Origin of the sequence: Rathayibacter sp. AY1C7, from assembly GCF_002931865.1 — a bacterium.
GTDB lineage: Bacteria > Actinomycetota > Actinomycetes > Actinomycetales > Microbacteriaceae > Rathayibacter.
Map to the genome: position 1 here is coordinate 71,002 of NZ_PSWB01000015.1, position 11,388 is coordinate 82,389.

The window sequence follows — 11,388 nt, forward strand, 5'->3', positions numbered from 1 at the left end:
TGGGGAGTCAGAGGATGTCGGGGTCGTCGAGACGGACCCGGAGCCGGGGGGCCGGCCGGAAGCGGCCGGGCGTGGTCGGCGGGCGACGACGGCGCGTGGCGTTGCGGATCACGGCGGAGCGGAGGCGCGCGGCCACATCCGCACCGCGAGCGTAGTCGAACCGGACGATCGCCCGGACGGAGCCGTCCTCGAGCCCGACAGGACCGAGGACCTCGTGCCGGTCGTCCTCGTCGAGCGCGTCGAGCGCCTCCTCCACCGCGTGCGCGTCGCCGCTCACCGTGGCCAGGCGCACCGCGGGCGGGAAGCGCAGAGCGCGCCGCTCCTGGAGCTCGGCCCGGAGGTACTCGGCCTGCCGCCAGGTCGCCAGGGCGGTCGCGAGCCGGCCGCCGACCCCGACCAGGAGGACCGGCGCGCCCGGGCGGGCCAGCGCCGCGGCGTTCGACCAGGTGCGGAGCGCGTCGTCGGCGACCCGCAGGCTCTCGCGGGCCAGCATCCGCTCGCCGTCCAGCAGCAGGACGGCGTGGTAGCCGCCGTCGGCCCGCGGCTCCGCCCCGCGCGTGGCCACGACGAGCGCGGGCTCGTCGGGGAGGGTGAGCACGGGGCGCTGCCCGTCGGCGACGATCACCTTGGCACCCGGGAAGGCGCGTCCGAGCTCCTCCGCGGTGCGGCCCGCGCCGAGGGAGACGAGGCGCAGAGCCGTCGCCTCGCAGACGGAGCAGGTCCAGTCGGCCGCGATCAGGCCGCACCAGCCGCAGCTCGGCCGCCCGCCCTCGGAGTGCACGCCGAGCGGACCCTGGCAGCGGTTGCAGCGTGCGACGGTCCGGCAGCGGGCGCAGGCGACCACCGGCGCGTAGCCGGGGCGCGCGACCTGGACGAGCACGGGACCGGAGTCGAGGGCCTTCCGCGCCTCCCGCCAGGCGGAGGAGGGGATGCGCGCTGCCGCGTCGTGCTCGTCGGCCGCCCACTGCTGGGCGGTCGGCACGACGTGCGGGCGGCGGCTCGGCCGCGGCTCCACCTCGGTCGCGAAGCCGATCTCGACGAGCCGCTCGACCTCGACCGTGCGCGTGTTGCCGAGCAGGACGAGGCCGGCGCCGCTCTGCTCCTGCCGCACCAGGGCGACGTCGCGGGCGTGCGCGTAGGGCGCGAGCGGCTCGGCGAAGAGCGGATCGCCGTCGTCCCAGAGCGCGATCAGGCCGAGGGCGGAGGAGGGCGCGTAGAGGACGGAGCGGTTGCCGACGACGACCCGCGGCCCGGGATCGAGGCAGCGGACGAAGGCGGAGTAGCGCTCGGCGCCCTTCTGCCGCGCATCGAGGCGCACCACCGCCTCCGCGGGGACGAGGGCGGCGAGAGCGAGCTCCAGCTGCTCCTGGTCGCGGTAGTCGGGGACCGCCAGGATCGCGTCGCGGCCCGCGGCGAGCGTGTCCCGGGCGAGCTCGGCGAGCGTGACGGCCCAGCCGCCGACCCACGCGCCCGAGTCGAGCCTCACGGGAGCCGGCACGGCGCCGACCGCCAACCGGGCCCCTTCGGCGAGTCCCGCGAAGGAGGCGGCGGGGTAGCCCGTCACGCCGCCCGCCTCGACCGCGGGCGCCGCAGGAGCGGGACCCGCGGCGAGTCGCGCCTTCTCGACGCGGACGTGGCGGCGCGGCACGGCCAGGCGCAGCACGTCGCTCGCGCCTCCGGAGGCGCGGTCGGCCACCCGGCGGGCGAGGGCCCAGACCTCCGGGGTCAGCACGACGAGCGGCGAGACCAGCTCCTCGATGCCGCTGAGCGCTCCGGCGTGCTCGGTCCCCTCCCCCGTCTCGACGACGAACGCGTCGGCGATCCGGCCTCCGGTCCGCAACGGCACCCGCACGCGCACGCCGGGGACCACCTCGCCGCGCAGCGCCTCCGGCACCGCGTAGTCCAGGAGCCGGTCGAGCTGCGGGAGGGGCGAGTCCAGGAGCACGCGCGCGACGGCTCCGCTCGTCGCCATCGCCGCCGCGCCCGCTACGAGAGGCCCGCGGCGGAGCGCAGGTCGTCGACCCGGTCGAGGCGCTCCCAGGTGAAGTCGGGGAGCTCCCGGCCGAAGTGGCCGTAGGCCGCGGTCTGCGCGTAGATCGGGCGGAGCAGGTCGAGTGCGTGGATGATCGCGGCCGGGCGCAGGTCGAAGACCGAGCGGATCGCCTCGGTGATCGTCTCGTCGGAGACGGTGCCGGTGCCGAAGGTCTCGACGTAGAGGCCGACCGGGGCCGCCTTGCCGATGGCGTAGGCGACCTGCACCTCCAGCCGCGAGGCGAGCCCCGCGGCGACCGCGTTCTTGGCGACCCACCGCATGGCGTAGGCGGCCGAGCGGTCCACCTTCGACGGGTCCTTGCCCGAGAACGCGCCGCCGCCGTGGCGGGACGCTCCGCCGTAGGTGTCGACGATGATCTTGCGGCCGGTGAGCCCGGCGTCACCCTGAGGGCCGCCGATCTCGAAGCGGCCCGTCGGGTTGATCAGCAGGCGCACGGCGGAGGAGTCGAGGTCGACCGTCTCGAGGACGGGGCGGATGACGTGCGCCGCGATGTCCGCGTGGATCGTCTCGGTGCTGACGTGCTCGGCGTGCTGGGTGGACAGGACGACGGTGTCGATGGTGGACGGCGTCGTGCCGTCGTAGCCGATGGTGACCTGGGTCTTGCCGTCGGGTCGGAGGTAGTCGAGCTCGCCCGACTTGCGGACGGCGGCCAGGCGCTCGGCGAGGCGGTGCGAGAGCCAGCTCGGCAGCGGCATGTACTCGGGGGTCTCGTCGGTCGCGAAGCCGAACATCAGGCCCTGGTCGCCCGCGCCCTGGCGGTCGAAGGCGTCCTCGCCCGCCTCGGAGGAGCGGACCTCGAGCGCCGTGTCGACGCCCGCCGCGATCTCGGGCGACTGCTGGCCGATCGAGACCGAGACGCCGCAGGAGCGGCCGTCGAAGCCCTTCTCCGAGGAGTCGTAGCCGATCTCGACGATCGTGTCGCGCACGATCTTGGGGATCTCGACGTAGCCGCTCGTGGAGACCTCGCCCGCGACGTGCACGAGCCCCGTCGTGACCAGCGTCTCGACGGCGACCCGGCTGCGCGGGTCCTCGCGGAGCAGGGCGTCGAGGATGCGGTCCGAGATCTGGTCGCAGATCTTGTCCGGGTGGCCCTCGGTGACGGACTCGGAGGTGAACAGGCGGAGGGGACCGGAGGTCATGCTTCTCTTCTCGTCCCGGCTCGTGCGGACCGGGGTCGTTCGTACCGGGAGTGGCCTGGCGGGCGGATGCCGGGCGGCAGGCGATCGGCGCCTGGGCGGGCGGACCGGCGGGGCTAGCGCACGACCGCGTCGAGGACGCGATCGGCCACCTCCGCCTTGCTGCCCGAGGCCTCGCCAACTATATCGCCGGCCCGATCGAGGACCACGACGGCGTTGCTGTCGCTCTGGAAACCCTCGGCCCAGCCCACCCTGTTGAGGACGAGCAGGTCGCAGCCCTTGCGGGCGATCTTGGCGCGGCCGAGGGCGAGCATCGCGTCCCGGTCCGGCTCGGTCTCCGCGGCGAAGCCGACGACGATCTGCCCCTCCCGCCGGGAGGCGGAGATCTCGGCGAGGACGTCCGGGTTCTTGACGAGCTCGAGGACGAGACGGTCGCCCTGCTGCTCCTTCTTGATCTTCGCGTCGGCGACCGAGGCGGGCCGGTAGTCGGCGACGGCCGCGGCCATGATCACGACGTCCGCGCCGGGGGCCGCGGCGAGGGCGGCCTCGCGCAGCTCGAGCGCGGTGCCCACCGGGAGGACCGTGACGCCCTCCGGCGCCGGCACGTCGAGGTTCGCGGCGAGGAGGGTGACCTCCGCGCCCCGGGCCGCGGCGGCCAGCGCGAGCGCGACGCCCTGCCTGCCGCTGGAGCGGTTGCCGACGAAGCGCACCGGGTCGAGGGGCTCGCGGGTGCCGCCGGCGGTCACGAGGACGCGCACGCCCGCGAGGTCGCGGCGGGCGGAGGCGGAGCGGGCGTGGACGGCGAGGGCCTCCGCCACGATCGTCTCGGGCTCCTCCATGCGGCCGGGGCCCGAGTCGGCGCCGGTGAGGCGGCCGACCGCGGGGCCGACGACGTGCACGCCGCGGGAGCGGAGCACCGCCGTGTTCGCGACGGTGGCGGCGTTCGCCCACATCTCGGTGTGCATCGCGGGGGCGACCACGAGCGGGGCGGTGCTCGCGAGCACCGTGTTGCCGAGCAGGTCGTCGGCGAGGCCGGCGGCGAGCTTGGCGAGCGTGTGCGCCGTCGCGGGCGCGATCACGATGAGGTCGGCGGCCTGGCCGATGGCAACGTGCCGGACCTCGGCGACGCCCTCGTAGAGCTCGGTGTGCACCGGGTTCCGCGAGATGGCCTCGAGGGTGGGCTTCCCGACGAAGCGCAGCGCGGCCTCGGTCGCGACGACGTGCACGTCGTGCTCCGCGAGGACCAGCGCGCGGACGACTCCGACGGCCTTGTACGCGGCGATGCCGCCGGTGATGCCGACGACGACCTTGAGCCGTCGGCCGGCCTCGAGAGAGGAGCCCACCCGGAGGGGACTACTCGGCGAGGGGCTTGGCGACGAGCTTGTCCTCGTTGATCTCGTGCAGTGCGACCGAGAGGGGCTTGTCGTCGATGGTGGAGTCGACCAGCGGGCCGACGTTGTCGAACAGGCTGCCCTCGTGGAGGTCGGCGTAGTAGTCGTTGATCTGGCGGGCGCGCTTGGAGGCGAAGATCACCAGCGCGTACTTGGAGTCGACCTTCGAGAGGAGCTCGTCGATGGGCGGGTCGATGATGCCGAGGTTGTTGGCCATGGGTGTCTCCTTGCAGGCGCATCAGCGCCGATCTGCGGCTCCGGAGCAACACGGCGCGCGGGCTCCGAGGGGCGTGTGCCCGGTGGGACCCGGGGCGTCGGCCCGGAGGTGGTCGGTGGCCCGGTGTCAGCGGCCCGGGTCAGCGGGCGCGCCGTCGGCACGAGGCGACATCAATTCTACGACCTCGCGGGCCGCTTCGGGCACGGTGCTGTTGACGACGGCGAAATCGAACTCGTCCTGCGCGGCCAGCTCCACCTTCGCGGTGGCCAGGCGGCGCTCCTGCTCCTCCGCGCTCTCGGTGCCGCGGCCGACCAGCCGGCGGACCAGCTCGTCCCAGCTCGGCGGCAGGAGGAAGACCAGCCGCGCGTCCGGCATCCGCTCGCGCACCTGACGGGCACCCTGGATGTCGATCTCGAGCATCACCTGCCGGCCCTGCTCCAGCGCGGCGTCGATGGGGCCGCGGGGCGTTCCGTAGCGGTGAGCGTTGTGGACGACGGCGTACTCGAGGAACTCCCCCGCCGCGACCATCCGGTCGAACTCGGCGTCGTCGACGAAGTAGTAGCTGACGCCGTCCACCTCGCCCGGACGCGGGGCCCGGGTGGTGGCCGAGACCGAGAGCAGGACGTCCGGGTAGTTCTCGCGGATGTAGGTCGACACGGTGCCCTTGCCGACCGCGGTCGGACCGGCGAGGACGAGCAGGCGGTTGCGGCCGGGGCGGCGCTGCCGGGACTCCCGCTCCTCGAGGAACGACGCCAGGCCCTCGACCTGGCGCCGGCCGAGCCCGCCGAGGCGCTTCGACTCGGCGATCCGCAGCTGGTCCATCACCCGGGGCGTCTTCACCACGCCGAGCGCCGGCACCGCGCGGAGCAGCTCGCTGACGCGCATCCGCCCCTCGACTCCGAGCGGCTCGGCCTGGGCCGCCGCGAGCACGGCGGTCGCGGGGCGGCGTCCGGCGGCGACGGCCTTCTTGACGGCGGCGCGGGCACGGCGCGCCGCGATCGCGGCCTCGGAGGCGGCGCGCCGGTCGACCTCGGGCGGCGAGGGACGGCGCACGGCCTCCGGGCGCGAGGAGGCGCCGGGATCGGGGCTGACGGTTTCAGCGGACAAGGGTCTCCTGGATGTCGGTCGCGCGGCGGGTGATCTCGGCCGCGATCCCCGAGGGGCCGGCGCCGAGCACGCTGCGCGACTCGCTGACGATGGTGGCGGCGCTCAGCGCGCCGAACAGCCGCTGCGCGTCCGCGACGGCCGCGCCCTGGTGGCCGAAGCCGGGCGCGAGCACCGGGAGTGCGGGGTGCAGCGGCTCGTCGATGCCGATGCCGAAGTCGCCCAGGGCGACCGTGGCGCCGAGCACCACGCCGACCGAGCCGATCGACGCGCGAGCGTGAGCGTCGTTCCAGGATGCCACGTCCGCCACGACCGCGCGTGCCACGGTGGATCCCGCCCGGCCGCCGTCCTGCACGAGGGCGCGCTGCACGGGGCGGGCCTCGGGGTTCGAGGTGGCTGCGAGGACGAACACGCCCTTGCCCGCCTCCTCGGCGAGGGTCAGCATCCCCTCGAGGGAGCCGAGCCCCTGGAAGGCCGCCGCGGTCATGGCGTCCGCCTCGAGCGGCGAGCCCGGCCGGAGCCACGCCTCGGCGTAGGCGGTGACGCTCGTGCCGATGTCGCCGCGCTTGACGTCGGCGATCACCAGCAGTCCGGCCTCGCGCGCGTCGGCGAGCACGCGCTCGAGCGCGGCGTAGCCCGCCGAGCCGTGCCGCTCGAAGAACGCGATCTGCGGCTTCACCACGCCCACGCGGCCGGCCGCCGCCTCGACGACCGTGCGGCCGAAGCTCTCGAGCCCGGCCGCGTCGTCGGCGAGGCCCCACGCGTCGAGCAGGTACGCGTGCGGGTCGATCCCGACGCAGAGCCGGCCGTGCGCGGCGAACGCCGCCTCGAGGCGCGAGCCGAAGGAGGCGGTGCCCGCCGCGCCGCCGCTCACGCGGTGCGCTCCGCGCGGCGCAGGGCGTAGTCCTGCAGGCTCGTCACCTCGAAGGGCTCGTTCGCCGCGTCGAGCGAGGCGACCGCGGCCGCGAGCTGGGCGATCGTGGTGAACAGCGGCTTGTCCGCGGCGACCGCGGCGGCGCGGATCTCGTAGCCGTCGGCGCGGGTCGCTCCTCCGCTGGGCGTGTTGATCACCACGTCGACCTCGTCGCGGGCGATCAGCTCGACGATGGAGGGCGCGTCGCCCTCGGCGGTCTCGCTGTACTTGCGGACCACGCGGGCCTGGATCCCGTTGCGGTTCAGCACCTCGGCCGTGCCCTCGGTCGCGAGGATGTCGAAGCCGAGCTGGCGCAGGCGCAGCGCGGGCAGGACGATCGAGCGCTTGTCGCGGTCGGCGACCGAGATGAAGACGGTCCCGCTCGCCGGCATGCCGCCGTAGGCGGCGTCCTGGCTCTTCGCGAAGGCGCGGGGGAAGTCGCGGTCGATCCCCATGACCTCGCCGGTGGAGCGCATCTCGGGCCCGAGCAGCGAGTCGACGATCTGGCCCTCCTTGGTGCGGAAGCGCTTGAACGGCAGGACCGCCTCCTTCACCGCGATGGGAGAGTCCATCGGGACGTCGGAGCCGTCGCGCTCGGGCAGCAGGCCCTCGGCCTTCAGCGCGGCGATGGTCTCGCCCACCATCAGGCGCGACGCGGCCTTCGCGAGCGGGATCCCCAGCGCCTTCGACACGAACGGCACGGTGCGCGAGGCCCGGGGGTTCGCCTCGAGCACGTAGAGCACGCCCTGGCCGATCGCGAACTGGACGTTCAGCAGTCCCCGGACGCCGACGCCCTGCGCGATCGCGAGGGTCGCCTCCCGCACCTGGTCGATCTGCCGGCGGCCGAGCGTCACCGGCGGGAGCGTGCACGCCGAGTCGCCGGAGTGGATGCCGGCCTCCTCGATGTGCTCCATCACGCCGCCGATGTAGAGCTGCTCCCCGTCGAAGAGCGCGTCGACGTCGATCTCGATCGCGTCGTCGAGGAAGCGGTCCACCAGCAGCGGGTGCGCCTCGTCGATGATCCCCTCGCCGGCCATCCGCTCGAAGTAGTCCTCGAGCTGGGGCGTGCCGTAGACGATCTCCATGCCGCGCCCGCCGAGGACGAACGACGGACGGACGAGGACCGGGTAGCCGATCTCCACCGCGACCTCACGGGCGCCGTCGAGGTCGGTCGCGGTGCCGTTGCGCGGAGCGAGAAGCCCCGCCTCGTCGAGGATCCGCGAGAACGCGCCGCGCTCCTCCGCGAGGTCGATGTTCGCGGGGGTGGTGCCGAGGATGGGCACGCCGGCCGCCTCGAGGCCCGCGGCGAGCCCGAGCGCCGTCTGGCCGCCCAGCTGCACGACGACGCCGACGAGCTCGCCGGACTGCGACTCCGCGTGGATGACCTCGAGCACGTCCTCGAGAGTCAGCGGCTCGAAGTAGAGGCGGTCCGAGGTGTCGTAGTCGGTCGAGACCGTCTCGGGGTTGCAGTTGATCATGATCGTCTCGAAGCCCGCGTCCGAGAGCGCGAACGAGGCGTGCACGCAGGAGTAGTCGAACTCGACCCCCTGGCCGATGCGGTTGGGGCCGGAGCCCAGGATGACGACCTTGCGGCGGTCGGCGGCGACGACCTCCGTCTCCTCGTCGTACGAGGAGTAGTGGTACGGCGTGAGCGCCGGGAACTCGCCCGCGCAGGTGTCGACGGTCTTGTAGACCGGGCGCACGTCCAGCGCGTAGCGGGTGCGGCGGACCTCCGCCTCGTCGAGCCCGCGGAGCTCGGCGATCTGCGCGTCCGAGAAGCCGTGGTCCTTCGCCAGGCGGAGGAGTCCGGCGTCGAGGCCGTCGTGCTCGCGCACCAGGTCGGCGATCTCGTTGATCAGCACGATCTGGTCGAGGAACCAGGGGTCGATCTTCGTGGACTCGAACGCCTGCTCGACCGTGGCTCCCAGGCGCAGCGCCTGCTGCACGGTGACGATGCGGCCGTCGGTCGGGGTCCTCGCGATCTCGAGGAGCTCCTCGACCGAGCGCTCCTGCGCGCCCCAGTGGAACGACGAGCCGCGCTTCTCGAGCGAGCGGAGCGCCTTCTGCAGCGCCTGCGCGTAGTTGCGGCCGATCGCCATCGCCTCGCCCACCGACTTCATGGTCGTGGTCAGCGTCTTGTCGGCGGCCGGGAACTTCTCGAACGCGAACCGCGGGACCTTCACGACCACGTAGTCCAGCGTCGGCTCGAAGCTCGCCGGCGTCACCTTGGTGATGTCGTTCGGGATCTCGTCCAGGCGGTAGCCGATGGCGAGCTTCGCGGCGATCTTGGCGATCGGGAAGCCGGTCGCCTTGGAGGCGAGGGCGGAGGAGCGGGAGACGCGCGGGTTCATCTCGATCACGATGATCCGGCCGTCCGCCGGGTCGATCGCGAACTGGATGTTGCAGCCGCCGGTGTCCACGCCCACGTCGCGGATGATCCGGATGCCGATGTCGCGCAGCTTCTGGTACTCGCGGTCGGTGAGGGTCAGCGCCGGTGCGACGGTGATCGAGTCGCCCGTGTGCACGCCGACGGGGTCGACGTTCTCGATCGAGCAGACGACGACCGTGTTGTCGGCCGTGTCGCGCATGAGCTCGAGCTCGTACTCCTTCCAGCCGAGGATCGACTCCTCCAGGAGAACCTCGGTGGTGGGGCTCTGGTGCAGGCCGTCGCCGACCATCCGCACCAGCTCCTCGCGGGTGTAGGCGAAGCCGGAGCCCAGGCCGCCCATGGTGAACGACGGGCGGATGACGAGGGGATAGCCCAGGTCCTCGGCGTACTCGATCGCCTCGTCGACGGTGTGCGCGATGTAGGACTTCGCGACGTCGGCGCCCGCGTCCAGCACCAGCTGCTTGAAGATCTGGCGGTCCTCGCCGCGGTTGATCGCCTCGAAGCTCGCGCCGATGAGCTCGACGCCGTACTTCTCGAGGATCCCGAGGTCGTGCAGCTGGATGGCCGCGTTCAGGGCCGTCTGCCCGCCGAGGGTCGGCAGGATCGCGTCCGGCTTCTCCTTGGCGATGATCGCCTCGATCGCCTTGGGCGTGATCGGCTCCACGTAGGTGGCGTCGGCGAAGTCGGGATCGGTCATGATCGTCGCCGGGTTGGAGTTGACGAGGATCACGCGCACCCCCTCGGCGCGCAGCACGCGGCAGGCCTGGGTGCCGGAGTAGTCGAACTCGACGGCCTGTCCGATGACGATCGGGCCGGAGCCGATGACCAGGACGCTCTGGATGTCTTCCCTGCGCGGCATTACTTCTGCTCTCCGATGCTGCTGGTCGTGGGGATGTCGGTGGGCTCCGAGGCCCCGCGCCCGGCCGTGCGCTGCACGACCATCTCGCGGAAGCGGTCGAAGAGGTGGTTGGAGTCGTGCGGGCCGGCCGCCGCCTCCGGGTGGTACTGCACCGAGAAGGCGGGGATGTCGAGGCAGCGCAGGCCCTCCACGACCGAGTCGTTGAGGGAGTAGTGGCTGACCTCGACGCGGCCGAAGCCCTCGGGCGAGTCCAGCTCGCCCTCGATCGGCGCGTCCACGGCGAACCCGTGGTTCTGCGAGGTGATCTCCACGCGGCCGGTGAGCTTGTCGAGCACGGGCTGGTTGATCCCGCGGTGGCCGAACGGGAGCTTGTAGGTGCCGAAGCCGAGAGCGCGCCCCAGCAGCTGGTTGCCGAAGCAGATGCCGAAGAACGGCAGGTCGGCGCGCAGCGTGGTGCGCAGCAGCTCGACGTGGCGGTCCGAGGCCTCGGGGTCGCCGGGGCCGTTGGAGAAGAAGAGCGCGGACGGGTCGAGCGCGAGCACCTGCTCGGCGGTCACCGACTCGGGCAGCACGTGGACGTCGAAGCCGCGCTCCGCGAGGTAGTCGACCGTCGAGGTCTTCACCCCCAGGTCGATGACCGCGACCGAGCCGACGCGCTCGCCGCGGGCGGGCACCGTGTACTGCTCGTCGGTCGAGACCGAGGAGGAGAGGTTGAGCCCCTGCATCTGCCGGCCGCCGAGGACCAGCGCGAGCTGCTCCTCCTCGGGGAGGGCGAGGTCCTCGCCGGAGAACACGCCGGCGCGCATCGAGCCGGCCGAGCGGATGTGGCGGGTGATCGCCCGGGTGTCGACGCCGGAGATCCCGACGATGCCGTCGGTCTCCAGGTCGTCGCCGAGGGAGCGCTGCGCGCGGAAGTTGGAGACGACGCGGGAGGGGTCGCGGACGACGTAGCCGGCGACCCAGATGCGGCGCGACTCCATGTCCTCGTCGTTGGTCCCGGTGTTGCCGATGTGGGGCGCGGTCTGCACGACGATCTGGCCGGCGTAGCTCGGGTCGGTCAGCGTCTCCTGGTAGCCGGTCATGCCGGTGGCGAAGACGATCTCGCCCAGGGTGCGGCCTCGGGCGCCGTAGGCCTGTCCCCGGAATCGTCGTCCGTCCTCGAGGACGAGGACGGCGGTGGGTTCGGTGCTGAGGCGTGTCGTTGGCACGGACTAGGAGCCCTTCTGGGTCGTGTCGGGGCCGCCGTCGGCGAGCGCGAGACGGTGATCCCGGCCTCCCTCCTGCGCGGAGCGGGCCAGGGCAGCTACGTGATCGACCGCGTCGTCG

The 11,388-nt window shown here is 73.3% G+C and carries 8 protein-coding genes; all 8 read right to left on the reverse strand.

Annotated elements, in window-relative coordinates:
* Nucleotides 1-7: 7 nt before the first annotated feature.
* Complete coding sequence (locus C5C69_RS09790; RefSeq protein ID WP_104257839.1) at nt 8-1,972, reverse strand: hypothetical protein; 1,965 nt, start codon at nt 1,970-1,972, stop codon at nt 8-10.
* 14 nt (nt 1,973-1,986) lie between these two features.
* On the reverse strand, nt 1,987-3,192 hold the full coding sequence (metK, locus tag C5C69_RS09795; protein ID WP_104257840.1) for a methionine adenosyltransferase: 1,206 nt from the start codon (nt 3,190-3,192) through the stop codon (nt 1,987-1,989).
* A 113-nt stretch (nt 3,193-3,305) separates the two neighbouring features.
* On the reverse strand, nt 3,306-4,532 hold the full coding sequence (gene coaBC, locus C5C69_RS09800) for a bifunctional phosphopantothenoylcysteine decarboxylase/phosphopantothenate--cysteine ligase CoaBC (RefSeq protein ID WP_104257841.1): 1,227 nt from the start codon (nt 4,530-4,532) through the stop codon (nt 3,306-3,308).
* A gap of 10 nt (nt 4,533-4,542) precedes the next feature.
* On the reverse strand, nt 4,543-4,797 hold the full coding sequence (gene rpoZ / locus C5C69_RS09805) for a DNA-directed RNA polymerase subunit omega (protein WP_104221835.1): 255 nt from the start codon (nt 4,795-4,797) through the stop codon (nt 4,543-4,545).
* A gap of 126 nt (nt 4,798-4,923) precedes the next feature.
* On the reverse strand, nt 4,924-5,850 hold the full coding sequence (gmk, locus tag C5C69_RS09810) for a guanylate kinase (RefSeq protein ID WP_104354723.1): 927 nt from the start codon (nt 5,848-5,850) through the stop codon (nt 4,924-4,926).
* Between the two features lie 43 nt (nt 5,851-5,893).
* Nucleotides 5,894-6,775 (reverse strand): orotidine-5'-phosphate decarboxylase, encoded by an 882-nt coding sequence (pyrF, locus tag C5C69_RS09815; RefSeq protein WP_104257842.1) that lies wholly within the window; start codon nt 6,773-6,775, stop codon nt 5,894-5,896.
* Nucleotides 6,772-10,062, reverse strand: a complete 3,291-nt coding sequence (carB, locus tag C5C69_RS09820; RefSeq protein ID WP_104221829.1) for a carbamoyl-phosphate synthase large subunit — start codon at nt 10,060-10,062, stop codon at nt 6,772-6,774. Before carB ends, pyrF begins: the two co-directional genes overlap by 4 nt.
* A complete protein-coding gene (gene carA, locus C5C69_RS09825; protein ID WP_104250389.1) occupies nt 10,062-11,270 on the reverse strand; it encodes a glutamine-hydrolyzing carbamoyl-phosphate synthase small subunit in 1,209 nt (402 codons plus the stop codon). Before carA ends, carB begins: the two co-directional genes overlap by 1 nt.
* Between the last annotated feature and the right edge of the window lie 118 nt (nt 11,271-11,388).